The organism is Dryocola baronae (genome assembly GCF_051297175.1).
GTDB lineage: Bacteria > Pseudomonadota > Gammaproteobacteria > Enterobacterales > Enterobacteriaceae > Dryocola.
This window is the reverse complement of sequence record NZ_JBINNY010000001.1, coordinates 494,319-514,608: the sequence shown is the minus strand read 5'-3', so window position 1 is coordinate 514,608 and position 20,290 is coordinate 494,319. Positions and strand designations below refer to the sequence as shown.

Below are 20,290 nucleotides of genomic sequence, written 5' to 3'. Positions count from 1 at the left end.
ATGGCTAGTCTCCAGAATCTATCAATTCAATCTGCTCGGCATGCAATACCACTTTGTTCAGCCCATTTTTTGCCTGATGGCAAGAGATGAAACCTTGAACCGTAAGTACCGTGCCGACCGTTATACTGTGAGTAATGGCCTGATGTGCATGCCCGCTAATAATAACTGGCATTCTGCACCATGCCTGCCGGTTAAAACCGGCCTCCTCCTGCACAGAACGATGCTCAAGCACGAACTGGCAGTGAGGAATTCCTGACGGGCTGACCTTGCGAAGGGGCATCTTGCACACTGTGCCAAATAACACCAGGCGGTTTGCCGACATCAGAAATTACTCTTCAGAATCCCCAGCATCTGCATCGTCAGCGGTTTCGCTAGCGAAATCATCACGACGCTCACGGCGTTCGTCTTTCGCTTTAACCATTGGAGATGCTTCGGTAACCGCGTGCTTAACGCGCATAACCATGCTGCGGATAACGGCGTCGTTGAAGCGGAAGTTAGTTTCCAGCTCATCAATCACTTCCTGCGGAGCTTCAACGTTCAGCAGAACGTAGTGAGCTTTGTGCAGTTTGTTGATTGGGTAAGCCAGCTGACGGCGGCCCCAGTCTTCCAGACGGTGGATCGTACCTTCTGCTGCAGTGATTGCACCAGTGTAACGTTCGATCATACCCGGAACCTGTTCGCTCTGGTCAGGATGGACCATAAAAACGATTTCGTAATGACGCATCGAATTGCTCCTTACGGATTATTCAGCCTCCTGATAGGGTCAGCCGCGGCCCATGGAGGCAAGGAACGTGTTTGTGTGCGGCCGAAAATTTGACGCGCCATAATACAAGCGGGGCCCCATAAACTCAAGGCTGGGCGCAAATTAATTCTTTTGTGGGGTGGATGAGAAATATACAACCTGCTAAGGCAGTGAAATCTATAAAGTTACTGTGAGTTACTTAAAATTTTTGAAGAAGACCATCAGAAATGGTCACTTTTTATTCAAAGCTATCGGTTTACACTTAATGTCATAGGCCGCCACTAATCATTAACAGGAGCGACGACCACTGATTCACCGTTGTAGTGGAGCGCATTATGAAAACCATCGCTTATGTCTTTGTCGCTGCATTATTGCTCTGCGCAAATGCGACGGCAGCGATCAAGATCGACAGCAAAATCGCCAGAAATATGGATGATGTACAAAGCCTTGGGGTTATTTACATCAACCATAATTTCGCCACCGAGCATGAGGCCGAGCTGGCAATAAACGAAGATGCGGATCAGCATGGAGCAAAGTACTACCACACTATATTAATGAGAGAACCCGGTAGTAACGGCAACATGCGCGTCAGTGCAGATATTTACAGATAGTAGCATCACAGTCCAAGCGTTAACACCAGGAATGCCACAACGACAATGTCATACGACATAGAAAGCCAACGTTATACTTGCCCCCGAAAGGGGGCTTTTTTTACCCGTCACATCTCTTAATCACCGCTGGCCGTAGTACGCGTCGGGGCCGTGCTTACGCTGGAAGTGCTTATTCATCAAATAGCCGTCGATTGGCTTAAGCTGTGGGTTAATGCCACGAGCTATCCATGCCATTCGCGCAACTTCTTCCATGACGACCGCATTATGCACCGCATCCTGAGCGTCCTTTCCCCATGCAAACGGCCCGTGTTGATAGACCACGATACCCGGCGTGTGAAGCGGATTGGTTTCACCCAGCGTTTCGATAATGACTTTACCGGTGTTTAGCTCATATTCCCCCTGCACCTCTTCGCTGGTCAGCGCGCGCGTGCAGGGAATATCGCCAAAAAAATAGTCCGCATGCGTCGTGCCGAGCGCTGGAATGCCTAACCCTGCCTGCGCCCAAGCCGTTGCGTGAGTGGAGTGGGTATGAACAACGCCGCCGAGCGCCGGATAGCGTTTATACAGCGCTAAATGCGTCGCGGTGTCTGAAGAGGGGCGGTATTGCCCCGCAATCACCTCGCCCTCCAGATTTACTACGACCATATCCTCGGCGGACATCTCTTCGTAAGCCACGCCGCTTGGTTTAATCACGACGCACCCACGCTCCCTGTCAATGGCGCTCACGTTGCCCCAGGTGAAGGTCACAAGCCCATGGCGCGGCAGCGCCATATTAGCTTCAAATACCTGCTGCTTAAGCTTCTGCATAACTTTCCTCCAGCAGCCCAGCCGTTGCCATGCGGGCCAAAACCCAGTCACGGGCTTTGGTCACTTCAGCAACCGGGTCTTCCGCCGTTTCGCTCCACATCTCAATGAGATAAGGCCCGCGGTAGCCGCTTTGCTTCAGCGTGGCAAAGCAGCGTTCAAATTCGACGATGCCTGAGCCAAACGGCACATTTTTAAACACCCCCGGGCGGGTATCTTTCACATGCACGGCGACGATATGCCCGCTGCCCGCCTGTAGCTCCATCTGCACGTCGTTATCCCATGCCGAGAGGTTACCGATATCGGGATAGAGCTGGAACCATGGGTTATTTAGGTAGTGAGCGTAGCCCATCGCCTTGCTGATTGAATTCATCAGCGGATAGTCCATGATTTCCATAGCCAGCGTAACCTGCGCACGGCTTGCCATTTCCACCGCTTCGGTTAACCCTTCGCGAAAGCGCCGACGTGTTTCGTCATTGGCCTGCTGGTAATAGACGTCATAACCAGCCAGCTGAATGACGCGGATGCCCACATCCTGCGCGAACTCAATGGCTTTGCGCATAATCTCCAGCCCCTGATTACGCACAGCATCGTCTTCACTGCCTAACGGGTAGCGACGGTGCGCGCTCAGACACATGGATTGCACGCGTACGCCTGTTTCCGCGACGGCCTGAACCAGCGTCAGACGCTGTTCGCGGCTCCAGTCGAGGCGAGCCAGACGGGTGTCCGTTTCATCTACCGACATTTCGACGAAATCGAACTCAAGCTTTGCGGCAAGGGACAGTTTTTCCTGCCAGCACTCGCCGGTAGGGAGCGCCTTTTCATAGATGCCAAGCGGAACCTGTTTATGCAACATGTGCGCTCCTTATCCCCAAAGCTGGGCGATGGAACGTTTAAACTGGCGAGCCGCCTCGACGGGGTCTGCGGCATCACGAATGCTGCGTCCGGCGATAAACACGTGAATTGGAATGCCTTTAAACAGCGGCAGGTCTTCCAGGGCCAGGCCACCGGTTACGGTGACTTTGAAGCCCATGTCGGAAAGACGTTTAATGGCGGTGATATCCGCTTCGCTCCAGGCAACGCCCGCCGCCTGTGCATCACGGCTGCGGTGATAAACCACCTGCTGAATGCCTGCCGCGCGCCACTCTTCAGCCTGCTCCCATGTCCAGAAGCCGGTAAGTTCGATTTGCACATCGCCGTTGAATTCGTGAGCAACTTCCAGCGCGCCTTTAGCGGTGTTGATATCAGCGCAGCAGATAACGGTTACCCAGTCAGCGTTGGCTTCAAAACACATACGTGAAAGGATTTTCCCGGCATCGGCAATTTTGGCATCTGCCAGAACGATCTTATGTGGGTACAGCGCCTTGAGATCGCGTACCGCCCGCACGCCTTCGCCAACGCAAAGAATAGTGCCAACTTCGATAATATCGACCTCTTCCGCGATCAGGCGCGTGGTGTGGTAAGCATCGGAAAGCGTCTGGTTATCCAGGGCAACTTGAAGCATAGGTAATGAATGAGACATAAATACTCCTTAAGCCGCAGCCGTGGCGCGGTCGATTAAATCCAGCACTTCCTGCTCGGAACGGCAGGCGCGTAAGCGATCGAAATTAGCTTCGTCTTCAAACAGATTGACGATCTGCATGATGCCCACTTCCTGATGGGTGTTGGCATCGACTGCGGCAAGCGTGATGAGGATATCTACCGGGTCGTTATCCTCATGGTTAAAGACCAGCGGGGTTTTAAGTGTGACCAGCGCAAAACCGGTGCTTTTCACCCCTTCTTCCGGGCGGCCATGAGGCATGGCGAGGCTTGGCGCGATAACAAAATAGGGTCCGAACTGTGCTACACCATCAAGAATGGCCTGGTAGTAGCGAGGCTCGACAACATCGGCATCCACCAGCAGATCGACGCCAATCTTCACGGCTTCTTGCCATGTCGCCGCTTCAGCCTGCAGGCGAATCGAGTGATTTTGCGCCAGCGAGTCACGTAATTTCATCTACTCCTCCTTACTGCTGCAGGTCCTGAGGGAAATGCGCTTGGATAACTTCCATCAGCTTGGGGCCGAAATCCGCGGCGGAAAGCATGTTGCGCACGCCCACCACATATTTGTTTCCAGAAACCGTGATTTCGCTGGCGACGTGGATGGAGGCGATAATGATGTCGGCACCGCCCAACTCGCTTTTGTATTCCCCTACGGCGCAGCTGTTAACGCTGTGCTTAACGCCCTGCTGGGTGAGAAATTGATCCACTTTCATCTTCATAATCATGGAGCTGCCCTGGCCACAACCACAGACAGCAAGAATGCGTACGGTCATAATTCAATTCCTTTAGTTGACGGAGGTTTCTGTCAGATGTTTTTCGGCGTCCTCTTCCTGGCGCAACGTACGCCCGGCGAAGAACATGTAAATCAGTGCGATAACGATAACGACGCCCATAAACCACAGCCCGAAGGTCAGGCCCTGCATTAACGGCGGTGCCAGAATCGACCAGTCGGCCATGCCCATCCAGGCGCTCAGCCCGGTGAGTTTCACCGCCCATACGCAGCCGAAGATTTCAATCATGCCCATCGCCAGGCAGATCTTGAGCGCCGCGCGCCAGCCGCCAAAGTGGTTGGCAAACACGCCGATTGTGGCGTTAGAGAAGAACATAGGAATGAAGCCTGGGATGATCATGATGGATGAGCCCATGGCGATAAGAACGCCCACCGCGATAAGCTGCCCGATGGTGCCCCAGATAAAGCCCCACACCACGGCGTTTGGTGCAAAGCTATAGATAGCCGCACAGTCGATGGCGAGTACCGCGCCAGGGATCAAACGCTGCGAAATACCGTTAAACGCTTCGGAGAGTTCCGCGACGAACATCCTCACGCCCTGCACGATGATGAAAATCGCTACCGCAAACTGGAAGCCGGTTTGCAGGATGTAGATTGTCCAGTGTGTTTTCCCAGCCATCGCCTGCATGATGTCGATGCCGAACGAACAGAGAATGACGCCAAAGAACAGGGTCATCACAATGGCGGTAGAAACGATGTTGTCGTGGAAGATATTGAGCCAGCCCGGCAGATTGAGGTCTTCGACGCTCTCTTCTTTTTTACCGAGGTATGGCGCGACTTTATAGGCAATCCAGGAGGCAAACTGCTGCTGGTGGCCGATGGAGAAACCGCTATTTTCCGTCACTTCCTGGGTCGGCTTGAACATCATGTTCGAGGTGATGCCCCAATACAGTGAGACCAGCACGGCGGTGCAGATAATGGTGGTCCACATTGGGTAGCCAAGAATGTAGAAGAAGACGGCGATAAGCCCCGCCTGCTGGAACATGATATGCCCGGTTAGCATGATGGTGCGAATACCGGTAATTCTTCTTAGCAGCACATAGGTAATATTCAGCGCCAGAGCCAGTAGAACGGCGTACCCCACCCAGCTATAGGCATCCCCCATTCTTTCGATAGTGGCCATCATCGAAGCGTAGGTATCTGAGATCGCGCCGTTAATGCCGTAAACCTCGGACATTTTCGCCACAACGGGTTTAAACGTGCTGGTTAATATCCCCGAACCTGCCTGCAGCAACATAAAGCCAATGATGGTTTTAATGGTGCCTTTGATAATCACGCTGACACTTTTACGCAATAAAATGTAGCCAAGACAGGTGACTATCCCCAACAGCAGCGGGGCGTTAGTCATTACCTGATTAAAAAAGATGGTAAAGACGTTGTAGAGGATCTCCATAAAGCTCTCCGTAGGGTAGTCGCTCCCTGCTCTAGTCAGAACAGGCGGAAGTAATGTTCGCCCCCACTCTATTAATCAAAAGTAATCACAACAAGATTGCATGTGATTATTTGTGAGATGTCCCGCAAAATATTTTCCATGTATACATTGTGGAATTAGATAAAGGTCAATAAACGAAATTTAATTGATATATTTCATACATATATTAAGTTATTCCTCATGAAAACCTTCCGTTATACTTCCCTCTACATCCTCAAAAGACGACTTGGCACACACAAAAACTGCTTCTCAACGCTGATTTTTGATGCCAATATCAATCACAAGAAATCACATTATGATTTATTTTGATTTAAAACGTATATCGAGGAGATAGCAGATGAGCAAAGTAGAAACCATTACCCGTGAATCCTGGATACTGAGCACCTTCCCGGAATGGGGCAGTTGGCTGAATGAGGAGATTGAGCAGGAAGTTGTTGCACCCGGCACTTTTGCCATGTGGTGGCTGGGTTGCACGGGTATCTGGTTGAAATCTCAAGGTGAAGCAAACATCTGCGTCGATTTCTGGTGCGGAACCGGCAAGCAAAGCCATGGCAACCCCTTCATGAAGGCAGGCCACCAAATGCAGCGCATGGCGGGCGTGAAGAAACTCCAGCCGAATCTGCGCACCACGCCGTTTGTTCTCGATCCTTTCGCGATTCGTAACGTTGATGCGATTCTTGCCACGCACGATCACAACGATCACATTGACGTGAATGTGGCTGCGGCAGTAATGCAAAACTGCGCTTCTGACGTTCCGTTTATCGGGCCACAAACCTGTGTTGATATTTGGGTTGGTTGGGGCGTTCCGCGCGAGCGTTGCATCGTGGTAAAACCGGGTGACGTCGTGAAGGTAAAAGACATAGAAATTCATGCGCTTGACGCATTCGACCGCACAGCCTTAATCACCTTACCTGCCGAAGAAAAAGCCGCGGGCGTGCTGCCAGACGGCATGGACGAACGTGCGGTGAACTACCTCTTTAAAACGCCTGGCGGTAACCTTTACCACAGCGGCGATTCCCATTACTCCAACTACTACGCTAAACACGGCAACGAGCATCAGATTGATGTAGCGCTAGGCTCCTACGGCGAGAACCCGCGTGGTATCACGGACAAAATGACCAGCGCGGATATCCTGCGCATGGCTGAATCCCTGAATACTAAAGTAGTGATCCCGTTCCACCACGATATCTGGTCAAACTTCCAGGCCGATCCGCAGGAGATCCGCGTGCTGTGGGAGATGAAAAAAGATCGTCTGAAATATGGCTTCAAACCTTTCATCTGGCAGGTAGGCGGCAAATTCACCTGGCCGCTCGATAAAGACCAGTTTGAATACCATTATCCGCGTGGTTTCGATGACTGCTTTACAATCGAACCCGATTTGCCGTTCAAGTCATTCCTTTAATACTAAGCCGGGCAAACGCCCGGCTTTTTTCGTTTATGCATAGGTATTTCAAACTTTTTCAAATATCATCTTTAAAAATCATCTCTCATCGGGAATACGCATGACTGAAGCACAACGTCACCAGATCCTGCTCGAACTGCTGCAGCAAACGGGGTTTGTTACGGTCGAGCAGGTGATGGAACGCCTCGCGATCTCACCTGCCACCGCACGGCGCGACATTAATAAGCTGGATGAAAGCGGCAGGCTGAAGAAGGTCCGTAACGGCGCTGAAGCCATCAGCCAGCAGCGTCCACGCTGGACGCCGATGAATATTCACCTGGCGCAGAATCACGATGAGAAAAGCCGCATCGCGAGCGCCGCATCTCAACTGGTTGGCGCGGGGGAAAGCGTAGTCATTAACTGCGGCTCAACCGCCTTTTTGTTGGGGCAGCAAATTTGCGGCAAGCCCGTGCAGATCATTACCAACTACCTGCCGCTGGCAAATTATCTTATCGATCAGGAACATGAGAGCGTGGTGATCATGGGCGGGCAGTACAACAAGAGCCACGCCATCACCTTAGGCCCACAGGATAACGAAACCTCGCTGTACGCGGGCCACTGGATGTTTACCAGCGGCAAGGGCCTGACGGCGGAAGGGCTGTACAAAACGGATATGCTAACGGCGATGGCGGAGCAGAAGATGCTGGGCGTGGTCGGCAAGCTGGCCGTGCTGGTGGATAGCAGTAAAGTCGGCCAGCGCGCGGGCATGCTTTTCAGCCGTGCCGAACAAATTGATTTGGTGATTACCGGTAATCAGGCAGACCCTGAAGTAGTGAAAAAACTTCAGGATCAGGGCGTGCAGGTCATTTTGGTTTAGTTCTTTTGTACGTGGAGATGCTGCGCGAAGAACTGCGCGGTGGCGTCCAGCGCGGTCGGGGTTATACGGTGCTTTACACCGTGCTCCCACAGGCAGGTAAGCTGCTTGTCCAGCCCCTGCTGGATAAGCGCCTGCTGCAAGCGCCAGGTTTCAATGGCGGGAACCACATCATCTTCTTCACCGTGCCACAGCAGTAGCGGGCGGTCCGCAAGGCGTGCAAGCCGATTGCTGACATCATATTCAGCAAGCATGGCGAGCGTAGCTGCAAGCTGCGTTTCATCCGGCGGGAAGAGCGTCCTGGCAAGCGTCGCGAAATAGCCAGACCCCATCAGACAGGCAACGCAGCGCACTTCCGGGTGCCGCGCCATAATGCCCAACGCCGTCATGCCCCCCATTGACGCCCCGCCCACGGCAAGTTTTCCATCATCGACTAAACCACGATCCCTGAGCGCCTGTTGCAGCAGCGGAAATTCATCAATACTTGTTTTTAGGATGGGCCAGAACTGGCGCAGTCGTGATTCTTCATCGCCATCGAAACGAGCGCCGTGACCCAGGGCGTCCGGCATCACAACCCGCATTCCAGCCTGCGCCAGGGCAACGGCAAAATAGCTGTAAACCAGTTTTGAAGAGGTAAAGCCGTGGTAAAAGAAAACGGTAGGCAAGGCGGTGTGTTTCTGCCCGGCAGGAATAGCATGTAAAACGTCGATTCCTGCAAGTTGTTCGGTATAAATTTCGATCATTGCCCTTTCCCCCGATTCGCTGTCATTCACTGTTGTAAGGCAAGGTGTCGCAGGGAGCAAGAAAATCACGCGAATGGATTATTGTAACGGTGAGATCTAACCGACGATTTTCATTCGAAAGTCATTCAAAAGCGCGGCGAAGGTAACAGAACGGGAACCTTCCCTCTTCACAGAATTAACCCGGAACTACACTATGGCTATTAAGAAACGAGAAAACATCATGCGCTTGCTCTCTGCCCTGCTACTGACGATGGTGCTCAGCGCCTGTAGCGTCCTGCACGGAACGCCGCAACCTGCACCGCCGGTTGCCGACCATCCGCAGGAAATTCAGCGCTCGCAAACGCAGGGGCTGACAAAGATTGGCACGGTAAGCGCGATGGAACGCGGTTCTCCGATGGATTCGGAGGCCACGATTAAAGCAAAAGCTGCCGCAGCGAAGGCTGACTATTATCTCATCGTTCTTAACGACGAAACGGTGATTGCTGGTCAATGGTATGCCCAAGCGATTTTGTACCGAAAATGAGATCCTGATGCTGCTTATTTATTGATATTTACACAGCTTTTCGGCGTTTTATTGTTTCTTATGCACAATGGACCTCACGCCTCAGGAGCATGGATGAGGTTCAGTTAAGCGAAGGAATGCCCTGCTGTTGACCGGGGTTGGTTTTAAAAGGAGCTGACAATGAAACGATCTCTTGCCTTAACCTCATTACTGTTGTCCGTGGGGCTGATTACCACCGCCGCGCAATCGGCGGAAGATGTCGCTGCAGACCGCGTTACCGGGTTGAATGAAATTGGCTTGATTTCCGTCAATGGCATTGCCGGTAGCGTACAGGACGTTGAAAAAATGATTGCCCTCAAGGCGGATGAACAAGGTGCGTCCTATTACCGCATCATCCAAATGCAGGAAAATCCTCAGGCTGACAGCTGGCGTGCGCAGGCTATTTTGTACGCGTGATTTGTGTGTCGGATGGCGTTAGTGCTTGTTCTACCTACGTTTAAAAGCCACCGCGAAGGTGGCTTTTTTGTGCCTAGCTACGCCCGGTAGCACGCATCAGCACGTCGGCTACCACCTGCTCAGGTAGCACCGACTCGCCACGCTCGTCGAGCACCATGCGGCACCACGCCTCTGCCAGCGGTGGAGAAAGATGCGGTAGAAGCTGCGCTCCGGCGGCAAGATTTGCCAGTTGGCGCGTGATATTCCGCCCCCACTCCTCCTGTGGCTTGCGGATGCGCTGCTGAAGCTGCCGCCAGCTGCGGTCGAAATGACGATTCTGCCCTTTCACTTCGTCAAATTCCGCATGCAGCATTTCCAGCACGCCGGGCTGCCGGGCGATAACCCGCAGCACGTCCAGGCTCATGATATTGCCCGACCCTTCCCAGATGCTGTTAACCGGTATTTCACGATAGATGCGCGGCAGTTCGCTCTCTTCGCAGTACCCGATGCCGCCAAGCACTTCCATCGCTTCTGCCACAAACGGCATGCCTGCTTTACAGACGCTAAACTTCGCGGCGGGAGTGAACAGCCTGCTGTAGGCCAGCTCATGCGGATTTCCAGGCGATTCCCAGGCACGAGCAAGCCGGAATAGAAATGCGGTTTGCCCTTCAAGCTGCAACGCCATGCGCCCCAGAACCTGCCGCATGATGGGCTGATCGATGAGATTTTTGCCAAAAGCCTGCCGCTGGTGAGCGTGATAGAGCGCGACGGACAGCGCCCGGCGCATTAGCCCGTGGCTGCCAAGGGCGCAGTCAAAGCGGGTATAGCCGCCCATTTTCAGGATGGAACGCACTCCCTCACCCTCCTCGCCGATCAGCCAGCCGAGTGCGTCGCAAAACTCGACTTCGCTGCTGGCGTTGGAGCGATTGCCGAGCTTGTCTTTGAGGCGCTCAAGCCTGACGTGGTTGCGCTGCCCATCCGGTAAGAAACGCGGCAGAAAGAAGCAGGACAACCCGCCTTTCGCCTGGGCCAGCACCAGATGCGCGTCGCTTTGCGGCACCGAGAAGAACCATTTGTGGCCGACCAGGCGGTACATTTCGCCCGGCCCTGTTTTATTGATGGCTTCGGCTCGCGTGGTATTGCTCAGCACGTCCGATCCGCCCTGTTTTTCCGTCATGCCCATCCCGATTAGCAGGCCGCGCTTCTGGCCGCCGGGCAGGAGATGGGCGTCGTAGCGGTCGCTAAGCAGCGGTTTTAGCCAGGCGTGAAATTCCTTCGGCAGGGATTTTTGCAGCAGTGGGATAGCGCCAAACGTCATGGTTACCGGGCATAGCGTGCCGGCTTCAACCTGCGCATGCTGCACAAAGCGCGCGGCGCGAGCAACAAACGAACCCTGGCGTGCATCTTCCTGCCACGGAAAATTATGAACGCGATTGGCGCAAAGCCCCTGCATCAGCAGGTGCCAGGCCGGATGAAAGCGCACGTCGTCAAGACGCTCCCCGCTAGGATCGTAGCGCAGCAGTTCTGGTGGATTGGTATTGGCCAGCCGTCCAAGCTCCAGCGACTCAACGGACCCTAGCTGCTGGCCGATACTCGCTAAAAGTTCTGTATCCCAAGCCGCGCCTTCGCGGGCGACCGCTTCACACAGCGAGATATCGGAAAGAAAGAGATTACTGTTATTGAGGGGCGTCGGTTGATTAAAAACGGTATGGGTTTGCCAGCGCATCCTGTTCCCTCCATCAATGGATAATGCCATTAAGTATGGACGGTGGTAGTCAATCCGCCCTGGAGGGTTATCACAGAAATATCAGTCCAGCTACCCGTTAGCCAGAAATATAGTGGGGAATAAAACGCGAGGTATCTTTGGTAATAAGTGAAATATCTTCTCGGATGCCGATTCCCGCAGGCTCATCGTCCACTAACCAACTTCCCACTAACGTATAACTGTTACCGAAACGAGGCAGTGCCTGAAACGCCTGGTAAATCACCGGCTCATCTACATAGTCACCATCTTCTGCAACCATGATTTCATCGCGCATATCATAGATAGTTACGTTACCACCCTCCCTTGAAAATAAAGGTTTTTTCACATAACCACGGCTGGCTTTTAGGTCACTGACGATGGCCTTATTATGCCGGGAGAAATCCTGGTCAAACCATGAAGGCAATAAATTAGGATGATTAGGGAAATGTTGCCAAAGCAACGGCAGCAATCCTTTGTTACTCAGTATGCTTTTCCACAAAGGCTCAACCCATTGTTCATGGCGCCGACGCAGCAAAGGGCCATTTTCATCTCGCATCATCCATTCAAGTGGATAGAGCTTGAATGCATGGCGAACCACATTATCTTCCAGATCGGTTAACACTCCACCGACGCCTAGCCCAATGTCTTCCATGTACAGGAAACGGGTATCCAATCCCGCCTGGCGGGCGCAGTCTTCCAGATAAAGTACGGTTCCACGATCTTCTTCTGATTCCTGGCAACAACAGAAATAGAAAGGATTTTCGCTCGCTATCTCACCAAAACGGGCGATGAGTTTTTCCTGGATTGAATTGTATTGATCTGCATCACCCGGAATGATCCCTAAACGCCTGGCGTCCTGCAGCCAAGTCCATTGAAAATAAGCTGACTCGTAGAGTGAAGTCGGGGTGTCAGCATTATATTCCAGCAGTTTTACAGGGCCAGGGCCGGTCCAGACAAAATCCATCCGGCCATAAAGAGAGGGATCTTTTTGCCGCCAGCTTTCGGCTATCACATCCCAGTAAAGTGGTGGAATGGCTAAACGCTCCATCATCGCTTCGCTTCTTACTGCGCGATCGACTATATCCAAACACATCTGATGTAATTCAGCCGTAGGTTTTTCGATTTGTTCTTCTATCTGACGCAGGGTAAAGCAGTAGGCACGACTTTCATCCCAGTAAATTTCGTCATCAATAATATGAAAATCAAAGCCATGCAGCTTTGCAATTGCATCCAGATTAGGGCGTACGGGAAGTTTACGTCTGAGCATGATTATCCTCCCCAACTACCGCGAGCGCTGGATGATTTACCGTAACCACCACGTGATACTGTTGTCGCTTTTGTTACGCGCGTGGAATGTCGGTTACTGCTGTAGCTCTGACCGGAACTTGCGGTACTTGATGAGTACGAATAGTGCCCCGATGAACCAGCCCAGACGGGTCTGGAAGTATAGTTGCTACAGTAATCGGAATTGTGTCGACAGTCACTTCGCTGACTATTTGCCAAGGCTTGTCCTAATATAAAGCCAGCAAATGCAGGAATATAACCGTTATAATCCGTTTCGTAGTGACAGCTTCCATCCCCGAACTGAAGCTCACAATCGGTACGATTTAGATTTTTAGGTGCCTTGCTATAAAAGTCTTTTTTAGCTTCTTCAAAAGCTGCATTACAGGTTTCAAATAAATGGCTATCCGCTGAACATTCGTAAGGCGTGGAGTAAATTGTCTCACTTGTCTCACTCGCCTCATCATCATCACACCCTTTCAGGATGAACAGTGCCGCGCCGCCCATAATCATTAATGTCAGGACTCTTGGGCCTTTGCGCTCATGCGGAGTTTTGCTTAAAAAAGGGGACACAGATTTATTTCTGCTTGATTTTTTACGGCTCATTTTCTGCCCTACCAGGTCATGCACGCGGCGTTGAAGATCCCACCCGCTAGTGAAGCGGTGCCCGTGAACATACCGGCAGCAATGTTATGGCTGATAATTTTCTCACTCAGCTTAGGCATATAGATTCGGACAGCAAAATAGATCAGCATTTGCACGATCAGGGCAATTCCCCCCCAAGCCAGGTAGTCAGGAATGCTGACTGAGTTTACCGCTGCGCTGGATAAGGGGATGACGTAACCAATCAATGTGCCGCTAAAAGCAAGCGCTGCGGCAACATTGTTTGATTTAATGAGCTGCCATTCATTATGAGGAGTGATACGGGTATAAATGAACATGAAGCAACAGATCATCGCAAGACCAATAAAAAAATAGTTCGCAAAAGCAAATAGTGAGGCTAAAAAGTGCATTTTGAAACATCCTGTAAAGTGAATTAACCTATGACATTGATCTGAAGGAAGGTCAAATCGACGCCTAATGCATAAGAGATTAGCCATTCTGGCTGATTATTCTGATCGAAGGTTTCCTCCCCGCTAATCATTAAGTATTCATATTGCGAATTATCTACTGGCCTTTGATAAAGCATCGTAAAGTTGTGAGTCTGCCACTCTTCTCCCTGCTGGTTACTGACGTTCTCCAGCATATAAATGGGTGGAACTGCACCTGACTCCGTATCATTAAAAACGCGCTGCCATGATTTTCCGCGCCAGTTTAATTTTGGCAGACCTATTTTTTCAGGGCTAATTGCGTTTTCCCATGCTGTTACTCCAGAAATACCCGTGCTCTCGTCGTAAATAAAAAATTTGATATCGATAATATTATCGTGTCCGTATCCACCTGAAGTGTTAACTTGAATAAATTCATCTCCTGAGGTGTAGTAGCGATATATATCGCATCCGGCACCGAGATCGATCGTGCTTTTAGCCGCCACCAAGAACTGTTCCCCTGGAAGCTCAATCAAAAGCTGATCTTCATAGAGTCGATACTCCAATATATTCAGAGTAAATGCAGCATGCAGATGCAATCCAAGAGGCCCTGGTTGTTTTTCACTGGATTTGGCAGCGCCAAAAAGATTTTTCAAACGGGTAAGCAACGTCATTGTTTTTGTCCTATTTCTGACCAGCTAATATCCTGTGCAAGAATGCGAGCATTACCAATCATATGCAGCCACATGCCGCCGTGAATAACGGTGGACACAACGGGATTAAGCTCTATATCACGGCCATTTTTAAGGCGGCTGATACCTATTACCGTCGCATCATGGTGTAGCTTCATATAACGCATCAGCTCGCCATAGGGGAAAGCCTTTACCTCTTCAGGAATCGCCAAAACACAGCCGGTATCTCCAAGTAACGGATTAACCATAGAAGCAACGGATTGCGAAGACCCCGGATCCTGCATGGAACGGGCGAGCTGCTCGGCGGAGAGGTTGCGGTTGATCTCAATATTGGGGCAGTGTATTTCAAGCAAAGTCGCGTAACGCTCATCTTCGAGATACACGACAACGTGGCTGCTCGTCGGTATTTCTCTCGCAATAGACAACGCGATAGTGAAGGTTTGCTCATCGCTTTGAGCAAAAATAATGACGCTGTGACAACGAGAGAGCGCGATGCGCCGTTGTTCATCGGAGTCGTTAAAATTAGAGACGCTAGCAAAATCGACCAGAGGATTATCCGGCAATGGATGAGTTTGCAGGTCACCTGGATCGCAAAGCAAAACCCGATTGAACTGCCGACGTTCATCCACCAGCAAAAGCGAAATCATCTTCTGCGTTTGATGCCCGCGCCAACCCACCACGATCACATGCTTTCGCAAGTTGCTGAAGTCAGCCATACCGTTAAGTCCCTTTTTTATAACCAACTGCACCATGCCAATAACTTTACCCATCAGCGCCCCGAAAAGTCCTACACCAATGGGGATTTGCCAAAGCGCGGTGAAAAGACGCCCTGCAGGAGTCGACGGACTGAGATCTCCAAAACCAATAGTGGAGCCGAGTACCGAACTGTAATAAATAAAATTAACCAGCTGGTCGGTGAGTTGCTGCTCTCCCAAGCACCACAGTAGCCAATAGCAGCTAATGTAATGAGCAACAAACATCACCAGTAAACCAAACCACGATAGGCGAACTAAATGAAGCTGGCACAGCTTCACAATATGGGTAAAAAGCATTACGCCCCGCTTTTTTGCCTTAACCGAGCAAGTACGTCATCCGCCGAGACTCGTGTCGAACTACCAATGCCTGCCTCTGCTAGTTTCTCATCCAGGCTTGTACCGGAGCTGACTTTTTCTAATTCTTCTATTGCATCCAGCTTGGCCTGACGTTCCGCCTGGCGTGCTTTGATGCGTTTTAGCGACTCCGCCGCGGTAGCAACATTCGTTGTTGCACCTAAGGAAGAAGCCGTCACAGCCTGCTGCGCTTTTTGAGTCGCTTCAGTAGCCTTGATCATCTCCAACTGTTGCTCGAATTGTGCAATCCGAGACCCCGTTGCCGTTACCGCTTTTTCTACCGCCTGCTGCGATGATTCCAGATTCGCCAGCATCAGTTCTTCTGTGTTGATTGCGTCATCAAGGCGCGCGATTTCTTGTGCGATCTCTTGAAGAAGTGCCTCATTAACCTCCTTTTCCATGGCCAGTATCGCGCTGGCTTCCAGCGTAGTCTGGCGTTCCCGCAGACCCGCCAATTTGTCTTTGCTCATTCGAACGCGTGCAAGCAAATCAACGCGCGATTTTCCCGCTTTATCCAGTTCGCTGCGCGCATCGCGAATATGCTGTTCAAGCAAACGAATACCTTGGCTTTCTTCCAGAGCTTGTTCCGCATCGGCCACAACAGACTTCCCAAAGGTAAATAACTTTTTCAGGATTCCCATAACAAATACCTTCTAACAGCACAACGTGAGGTCAAATGAACTCTTCAATGAGTTCAGCCAATTCAAGCGCATTTTCAGCGAGAGTTTCAATTTCGAGCATAATATTTTCTAAAGAAGAGCTCACCGCCAGGGCACCGAAAGCAATGTAAAACTCCTGCTGTTCGATACTGGTAATGCCTACGGTAGAAAGAGGTAATATTTTTTGATGTTGTAGGAGGAATAAATTAAATTCAGCAGGCCGCGCGACGATATCGACAGCACAAATGCAAGTTTCAATTAGCATTTGCTTTTGCGTCAGTGTTAATGTCAATTGCAGGTCGCCATAATCTTCAAGATTGATTAATAAAGCGCCCTCCATTTTGGTGACATGATAATTAGGTTTACCGACTAAAACATCATAAAGCAGATCGAGATTCCATGGCATAACGACACCTCTTTGCATTCATAAAACAAATAACCATAAAATAATTATTCACATTTTGAATATATTATTACTTGCAAAGAAATATATTAACACCCATAAAAAAAATAACCATTCAATTATGAATGGTTATTTTTCAGAATAAACAAAGCTGTTTAGCTGCGCTGACGCACCGCTTCGAACAGGCAAATACCCGTTGCTACGGAGACGTTTAACGAGGATACCGAACCCGCCATGGGGATGCTGATCAGCTCGTCGCAGTGTTCACGGGTCAGACGACGCATGCCTTCGCCTTCCGCGCCCATAACCAGCGCCATCGGGCCGGTCATTTTGCTTTGATAAAGAGTATGGTCTGCTTCACCGGCGGTGCCGACAATCCAGACGTTCTCTTCCTGGAGCATACGCATGGTGCGAGCCAGGTTGGTGACGCGGATAAGCGGCACGTTTTCTGCGGCACCACAGGCAACTTTTTTAGCCGTTGCGTTCAACATCGCTGAACGGTCTTTCGGGACGATAACGGCATGCACGCCAGCCGCATCCGCGCTACGCAGGCAGGCGCCCAGGTTGTGCGGATCGGTAACGCCATCAAGAATCAGCAGGAAAGGCTGCTCGACGCTGGCAATCAGTTCCGGCAGGTCGTTTTCCTGATACTGACGGCCCGGCTTCACGCGCGCGATAATCCCCTGGTGCACAGCGCCTTCGGATTTCTCATCCAGCCACTGACGGTTTGCCATTTGCACGGGCACGCCCTGGGCTTCAAGCGCGTGAATCAAAGGCATCAGGCGCTTGTCTTCGCGGCCTTTAAGAATAAAGACTTCCTGAAAACGCTGCGGGGCGTTATCCAGCAGGGCCTGGACGGCGTGAATGCCGTAAATCATTTCACTCATTGCTGTTACTCGTTTCAGACGCTGATGCGCCCGTGTTGATTTGCTCGTCAATGTCGGATGTCGCTTACGCTAATCCGACCTACGAAAAGCAGTTGTAGGGTGGATAACGAAGTGCCATCCACCATTTTAAAACTAGCTCGGCTGTTTCTTCGCCGCGCGTTTGGCCTTCGTAGCCGCCGCTATTTTACGGGTTTTGTCAGAAGGAGTTTTTGCTTTCTTCTCCTTTTTCTTCTCCGTATTTTCCGCCTTGTCGGCTTTCGCTTTCTTCGGTTTGGCTGACCCCTTCTCTTTACGGAAGGCGCTGTCCGGCTCGAAGTTCACGCGTTTACCGCCCTGACGACGTTTTGGCCCGTTACCGTTGCCGCCTTTTTTGGCTCTGTCTTTCGCCGTCTTACCTTCGCCACGCGGCGCGCGGGTGCTGGAAATTAAGGCGAAATCGATTTTACGTTCGTCCATGTGAACAGCCTCAACGCGAACTTCCACGCGGTCGCCCAGGCGATAGGTCTGGCCACCGGATTCGCCAATCAGGCGCTGACCAACCTGGTCGAAGCGGTAGTAGTCATTGTCGAGCGACGACACGTGTACCAGGCCGTCGATAAACAGATCGTCAAGTCGTACGAAGAAGCCAAAGCCGGTGACGCTTGCGATGATGCCTTTGAAGACTTGGCCGACCTGATCCTGCATAAAGTCGCATTTCAGCCAGTCGGCAACGTCGCGGGTCGCTTCGTCGGCGCGGCGTTCCGCCATAGAACAGTGCTGGCCAAGCTGCAGCATCTCTTCCATGTCGTAGTGCCAGCCGCCGGATTCGGTGCTGTTGCCCTTGTGCCCCTGCTCTTTCGCCAGCAGATATTTGATGGCGCGGTGCAGCAGCAGATCGGGATAACGGCGAATTGGCGAAGTGAAGTGCGCGTAGGACTGTAGCGCAAGGCCGAAGTGCCCACGGTTTTCCGGATCGTAAACCGCCTGCTTCATGGAGCGCAGCAGCATGGTTTGCAGCATTTCATGATCGGGACGATCGGCGATTGAGCTCAACAGCTGCGCGTAGTCGCGCGGCTCCGGCTTCTGCCCGCCCGGCAGTTCCAGGCCAAGCTCCGCAAGCACCGTACGGAAGGCGGTGATGGCGTCATTTGTTGGTCTGTCGTGGTCGCGGAACAGCGACGGTTCGTTGCTTTTCTCAACGAAGCGCGCGGCCGAGATGTTCGCCAGGATCATGCACTCTTCGATAAGCTTGTGCGCGTCGTTGCGAACGGTTTGCTCAACGCGTTCGATACGGCGTTCGGCGTTGAAGATGAACTTCGCTTCTTCGCTTTCAAACGAGATGCCGCCGCGCTGTGCACGGGAAACTTCCAGCACCTTGTAGAGGTTGTGCAGCTCTTCAATGTGCTTAACCAGCGGCGCGTACTGCTCGCGCAGCTCCTGGTCACCCTGCAGCATGTGCCACACTTTGGTGTAGGTCAGGCGCGCATGGGAGCTCATTACCGCTTCGTAGAACTTCGAACCGGTCAGGCGGCCCGAGGCGGAAATGGTCATTTCACAAACCATGCACAGGCGGTCTACCTGCGGGTTCAGCGAGCACAGGCCGTTGGAAAGCACTTCCGGCAGCATCGGAACAACCTGCGACGGGAAGTAAACGGACGTGCCACGGTTGCGCGCCTCTTTGTCCAGCGGCGTTGGCGGGCGGACGTAGTAGCTTACGTCGGCGATGGCTACCCACAGGCGCCAGCCGCCGCCGCGTTTTTTCTCGCAGAATACGGCGTCATCAAAGTCGCGGGCGTCTTCGCCATCGATGGTGACCAGCGGCAGATCGCGTAAATCAACGCGGCCCACTTTGGCCTCTTCCGGCACTTCTTCTTTCAGTTTTGCCACCTGGGCTTCAACTTCCGGCGGCCAGACGTATGGGATTTCGTGGGTACGCAGCGCCATGTCGACTGCCATGCCGGTGCCCATGTTTTCGCCAAGCACTTCAACGATTTTGCCGACGGCTTTGGTACGGCGGGTTGGACGCTGGGTCAGTTCAACCACGACCACGGAGCCCATGCGAGCGCCCATCAGCTCTTCCGGCGGGACGAGGATATCGAAGCTCAGACGGCTGTCGTCCGGCACCACGAAGCCAATGCCGGCATCGGTAAAGTAGCGGCCGACGATTTGCCCGGTTCTTGGCTCAAGCACGCGCACGATGCGCGCTTCGCGACGGCCTTTACGGTCCGCGCCCAGCGGCTGCGCCAGCACGATATCGCCATGCATGCACATTTTCATCTGTTCGGATGAAAGATAGAGATCGTCTTTGCGGCCTTCTACGCGCAGGAAGCCGAAGCCATCGCGATGGCCGATAACTTTACCTTTGAGCAAATCGAGGCGTTCAGGCAAGGCATAGCACTGGCGGCGAGTGAAGACTAACTGACCGTCACGCTCCATGGCGCGCAGGCGGCGGCGGAGCGCCTCAAGCTGTTCTTCACCGGTAATATTCAGTTCTTCTGCCAGTTCGTCACGATTGGCAGGTTTTTCACGTTTAGCGAGGTGGGCGAGAATAAACTCCCGGCTTGGGATCGGGTTTTCGTATTTTTCGGCTTCTCGTTCCTGAAAAGGATCTTTTGACATTGCGGTTCCTCCGAAGTCATCCGCAGGGGGAAG

The 20,290-nt window shown here is 52.1% G+C and carries 24 protein-coding genes; 5 read left to right on the top strand and 19 right to left on the bottom strand.

Going from position 1 to position 20,290, the window contains the following annotated elements; genetic code table 11:
• Positions 1–4: 4 nt before the first annotated feature.
• On the bottom strand, positions 5–322 hold the full coding sequence (priB, locus tag ACSPHG_RS02400) for a primosomal replication protein N (protein WP_435951895.1): 318 nt from the start codon (positions 320–322) through the stop codon (positions 5–7).
• Between the two features lie 6 nt (positions 323–328).
• Positions 329–724, bottom strand: coding sequence for a 30S ribosomal protein S6 (rpsF, locus tag ACSPHG_RS02395; RefSeq protein WP_121266840.1), 396 nt, complete (start codon positions 722–724; stop codon positions 329–331).
• Positions 725–1,077: 353 nt separating this feature from the next.
• On the opposite strand from rpsF, the gene yjfY reads away from it, so the two are divergent.
• A complete protein-coding gene (gene yjfY / locus ACSPHG_RS02390; protein ID WP_435951894.1) occupies positions 1,078–1,353 on the top strand; it encodes a DUF1471 family protein YjfY in 276 nt (91 codons plus the stop codon).
• A gap of 120 nt (positions 1,354–1,473) precedes the next feature.
• On the opposite strand, the gene ACSPHG_RS02385 is transcribed toward yjfY, so the two are convergent.
• Genes ACSPHG_RS02385 through ulaA form a run of 6 tightly spaced genes read right to left on the bottom strand, consistent with a single transcriptional unit; the run spans position 1,474 to position 5,882 of the window.
• On the bottom strand, positions 1,474–2,160 hold the full coding sequence (locus ACSPHG_RS02385; protein ID WP_435951893.1) for an L-ribulose-5-phosphate 4-epimerase: 687 nt from the start codon (positions 2,158–2,160) through the stop codon (positions 1,474–1,476).
• The gene (locus ACSPHG_RS02380; RefSeq protein ID WP_435951891.1) at positions 2,147–3,013 is read right to left on the bottom strand and encodes an L-ribulose-5-phosphate 3-epimerase; all 867 of its coding nucleotides are present in this window, start codon (positions 3,011–3,013) and stop codon (positions 2,147–2,149) included. Before ACSPHG_RS02380 ends, ACSPHG_RS02385 begins: the two co-directional genes overlap by 14 nt.
• 9 nt (positions 3,014–3,022) lie before the next feature.
• Positions 3,023–3,679 (bottom strand): 3-keto-L-gulonate-6-phosphate decarboxylase UlaD, encoded by a 657-nt coding sequence (locus ACSPHG_RS02375; protein ID WP_435951890.1) that lies wholly within the window; start codon positions 3,677–3,679, stop codon positions 3,023–3,025.
• A gap of 9 nt (positions 3,680–3,688) precedes the next feature.
• The gene (ulaC, locus tag ACSPHG_RS02370; RefSeq protein ID WP_435951888.1) at positions 3,689–4,153 is read right to left on the bottom strand and encodes a PTS ascorbate transporter subunit IIA; all 465 of its coding nucleotides are present in this window, start codon (positions 4,151–4,153) and stop codon (positions 3,689–3,691) included.
• 10 nt (positions 4,154–4,163) lie between these two features.
• Positions 4,164–4,472, bottom strand: a complete 309-nt coding sequence (gene ulaB, locus ACSPHG_RS02365; protein WP_435951886.1) for a PTS ascorbate transporter subunit IIB — start codon at positions 4,470–4,472, stop codon at positions 4,164–4,166.
• Positions 4,473–4,484: 12 nt separating this feature from the next.
• The gene (gene ulaA, locus ACSPHG_RS02360; protein ID WP_435951884.1) at positions 4,485–5,882 is read right to left on the bottom strand and encodes a PTS ascorbate transporter subunit IIC; all 1,398 of its coding nucleotides are present in this window, start codon (positions 5,880–5,882) and stop codon (positions 4,485–4,487) included.
• A 376-nt stretch (positions 5,883–6,258) separates the two neighbouring features.
• Between ulaA and ulaG the strand changes: the two genes are divergently transcribed.
• Together ulaG and ulaR are read left to right on the top strand one after the other, a co-directional pair.
• Positions 6,259–7,323, top strand: a complete 1,065-nt coding sequence (gene ulaG / locus ACSPHG_RS02355) for an L-ascorbate 6-phosphate lactonase (protein ID WP_435951883.1) — start codon at positions 6,259–6,261, stop codon at positions 7,321–7,323.
• A 100-nt stretch (positions 7,324–7,423) separates the two neighbouring features.
• Positions 7,424–8,179: an HTH-type transcriptional regulator UlaR gene (gene ulaR, locus ACSPHG_RS02350; protein ID WP_435951882.1), complete on the top strand. Its 756-nt coding sequence runs from the start codon at positions 7,424–7,426 to the stop codon at positions 8,177–8,179.
• Here ulaR and yjfP read toward each other — a convergent pair.
• A complete protein-coding gene (gene yjfP / locus ACSPHG_RS02345) occupies positions 8,176–8,919 on the bottom strand; it encodes an esterase (protein WP_435951881.1) in 744 nt (247 codons plus the stop codon). The two genes, ulaR and yjfP, sit on opposite strands and share 4 nt — an antisense overlap.
• A 193-nt stretch (positions 8,920–9,112) precedes the next feature.
• Between yjfP and bsmA the strand changes: the two genes are divergently transcribed.
• Both bsmA and ACSPHG_RS02335 read left to right on the top strand, forming a co-directional pair.
• Entirely contained in the window at positions 9,113–9,442 is a 330-nt protein-coding gene (bsmA, locus tag ACSPHG_RS02340) for a biofilm peroxide resistance protein BsmA (protein WP_435951879.1), read from the top strand.
• A gap of 159 nt (positions 9,443–9,601) precedes the next feature.
• A complete protein-coding gene (locus ACSPHG_RS02335; protein ID WP_435951877.1) occupies positions 9,602–9,877 on the top strand; it encodes a YdgH/BhsA/McbA family protein in 276 nt (91 codons plus the stop codon).
• A 73-nt stretch (positions 9,878–9,950) separates the two neighbouring features.
• On the opposite strand, the gene ACSPHG_RS02330 is transcribed toward ACSPHG_RS02335, so the two are convergent.
• From ACSPHG_RS02330 to rnr, 10 genes are all read right to left on the bottom strand, one after another.
• Entirely contained in the window at positions 9,951–11,582 is a 1,632-nt protein-coding gene (locus tag ACSPHG_RS02330) for an isovaleryl-CoA dehydrogenase (protein WP_435951875.1), read from the bottom strand.
• 97 nt (positions 11,583–11,679) lie between these two features.
• Entirely contained in the window at positions 11,680–12,867 is a 1,188-nt protein-coding gene (locus ACSPHG_RS02325) for a glutathionylspermidine synthase family protein (protein WP_435951874.1), read from the bottom strand.
• Positions 12,868–12,869: 2 nt separating this feature from the next.
• The gene (locus ACSPHG_RS02320; protein ID WP_435951873.1) at positions 12,870–13,487 is read right to left on the bottom strand and encodes a DUF1190 domain-containing protein; all 618 of its coding nucleotides are present in this window, start codon (positions 13,485–13,487) and stop codon (positions 12,870–12,872) included.
• Positions 13,488–13,495: 8 nt separating this feature from the next.
• Positions 13,496–13,894: a DUF350 domain-containing protein gene (locus ACSPHG_RS02315; protein ID WP_435951872.1), complete on the bottom strand. Its 399-nt coding sequence runs from the start codon at positions 13,892–13,894 to the stop codon at positions 13,496–13,498.
• Positions 13,895–13,917: 23 nt separating this feature from the next.
• On the bottom strand, positions 13,918–14,583 hold the full coding sequence (locus tag ACSPHG_RS02310) for a DUF2491 family protein (RefSeq protein WP_435951870.1): 666 nt from the start codon (positions 14,581–14,583) through the stop codon (positions 13,918–13,920).
• On the bottom strand, positions 14,580–15,653 hold the full coding sequence (locus tag ACSPHG_RS02305) for a potassium channel family protein (protein ID WP_435951869.1): 1,074 nt from the start codon (positions 15,651–15,653) through the stop codon (positions 14,580–14,582). Before ACSPHG_RS02305 ends, ACSPHG_RS02310 begins: the two co-directional genes overlap by 4 nt.
• Positions 15,653–16,351: a PspA/IM30 family protein gene (locus ACSPHG_RS02300; RefSeq protein ID WP_435951868.1), complete on the bottom strand. Its 699-nt coding sequence runs from the start codon at positions 16,349–16,351 to the stop codon at positions 15,653–15,655. The genes ACSPHG_RS02305 and ACSPHG_RS02300 overlap by 1 nt, the downstream gene beginning before the upstream one ends.
• A 31-nt stretch (positions 16,352–16,382) precedes the next feature.
• The gene (locus tag ACSPHG_RS02295; RefSeq protein WP_435951867.1) at positions 16,383–16,775 is read right to left on the bottom strand and encodes a DUF2170 family protein; all 393 of its coding nucleotides are present in this window, start codon (positions 16,773–16,775) and stop codon (positions 16,383–16,385) included.
• A 152-nt stretch (positions 16,776–16,927) separates the two neighbouring features.
• A complete protein-coding gene (rlmB, locus tag ACSPHG_RS02290) occupies positions 16,928–17,659 on the bottom strand; it encodes a 23S rRNA (guanosine(2251)-2'-O)-methyltransferase RlmB (protein ID WP_435951866.1) in 732 nt (243 codons plus the stop codon).
• A gap of 132 nt (positions 17,660–17,791) precedes the next feature.
• The gene (gene rnr, locus ACSPHG_RS02285; protein ID WP_435951865.1) at positions 17,792–20,257 is read right to left on the bottom strand and encodes a ribonuclease R; all 2,466 of its coding nucleotides are present in this window, start codon (positions 20,255–20,257) and stop codon (positions 17,792–17,794) included.
• Between the last annotated feature and the right edge of the window lie 33 nt (positions 20,258–20,290).

Bases quoted from the DNA above. Each gene is read 5' to 3' on its own strand.
- ACSPHG_RS02375 (WP_435951890.1), bottom strand. From the start codon at position 3,679: ATGTCTCATTCATTACCTATGCTTCAAGTTGCCCTGGATAACCAGACG.
- ACSPHG_RS02300 (WP_435951868.1), bottom strand. From the start codon at position 16,351: ATGGGAATCCTGAAAAAGTTATTTACCTTTGGGAAGTCTGTTGTGGCC.
- ACSPHG_RS02310 (WP_435951870.1), bottom strand. From the start codon at position 14,583: ATGACGTTGCTTACCCGTTTGAAAAATCTTTTTGGCGCTGCCAAATCC.
- ACSPHG_RS02335 (WP_435951877.1), top strand. From the start codon at position 9,602: ATGAAACGATCTCTTGCCTTAACCTCATTACTGTTGTCCGTGGGGCTG.
- ACSPHG_RS02325 (WP_435951874.1), bottom strand. From the start codon at position 12,867: ATGCTCAGACGTAAACTTCCCGTACGCCCTAATCTGGATGCAATTGCA.
- yjfY (WP_435951894.1), top strand. From the start codon at position 1,078: ATGAAAACCATCGCTTATGTCTTTGTCGCTGCATTATTGCTCTGCGCA.
- ulaG (WP_435951883.1), top strand. From the start codon at position 6,259: ATGAGCAAAGTAGAAACCATTACCCGTGAATCCTGGATACTGAGCACC.
- ACSPHG_RS02305 (WP_435951869.1), bottom strand. From the start codon at position 15,653: ATGCTTTTTACCCATATTGTGAAGCTGTGCCAGCTTCATTTAGTTCGC.
- rnr (WP_435951865.1), bottom strand. From the start codon at position 20,257: ATGTCAAAAGATCCTTTTCAGGAACGAGAAGCCGAAAAATACGAAAAC.
- ulaA (WP_435951884.1), bottom strand. From the start codon at position 5,882: ATGGAGATCCTCTACAACGTCTTTACCATCTTTTTTAATCAGGTAATG.
- yjfP (WP_435951881.1), bottom strand. From the start codon at position 8,919: ATGATCGAAATTTATACCGAACAACTTGCAGGAATCGACGTTTTACAT.
- ulaR (WP_435951882.1), top strand. From the start codon at position 7,424: ATGACTGAAGCACAACGTCACCAGATCCTGCTCGAACTGCTGCAGCAA.
- rpsF (WP_121266840.1), bottom strand. From the start codon at position 724: ATGCGTCATTACGAAATCGTTTTTATGGTCCATCCTGACCAGAGCGAA.
- ACSPHG_RS02385 (WP_435951893.1), bottom strand. From the start codon at position 2,160: ATGCAGAAGCTTAAGCAGCAGGTATTTGAAGCTAATATGGCGCTGCCG.
- bsmA (WP_435951879.1), top strand. From the start codon at position 9,113: ATGGCTATTAAGAAACGAGAAAACATCATGCGCTTGCTCTCTGCCCTG.
- ACSPHG_RS02295 (WP_435951867.1), bottom strand. From the start codon at position 16,775: ATGCCATGGAATCTCGATCTGCTTTATGATGTTTTAGTCGGTAAACCT.
- ulaC (WP_435951888.1), bottom strand. From the start codon at position 4,153: ATGAAATTACGTGACTCGCTGGCGCAAAATCACTCGATTCGCCTGCAG.
- ACSPHG_RS02320 (WP_435951873.1), bottom strand. From the start codon at position 13,487: ATGAGCCGTAAAAAATCAAGCAGAAATAAATCTGTGTCCCCTTTTTTA.
- priB (WP_435951895.1), bottom strand. From the start codon at position 322: ATGTCGGCAAACCGCCTGGTGTTATTTGGCACAGTGTGCAAGATGCCC.
- ACSPHG_RS02315 (WP_435951872.1), bottom strand. From the start codon at position 13,894: ATGCACTTTTTAGCCTCACTATTTGCTTTTGCGAACTATTTTTTTATT.
- ulaB (WP_435951886.1), bottom strand. From the start codon at position 4,472: ATGACCGTACGCATTCTTGCTGTCTGTGGTTGTGGCCAGGGCAGCTCC.
- ACSPHG_RS02330 (WP_435951875.1), bottom strand. From the start codon at position 11,582: ATGCGCTGGCAAACCCATACCGTTTTTAATCAACCGACGCCCCTCAAT.
- rlmB (WP_435951866.1), bottom strand. From the start codon at position 17,659: ATGAGTGAAATGATTTACGGCATTCACGCCGTCCAGGCCCTGCTGGAT.
- ACSPHG_RS02380 (WP_435951891.1), bottom strand. From the start codon at position 3,013: ATGTTGCATAAACAGGTTCCGCTTGGCATCTATGAAAAGGCGCTCCCT.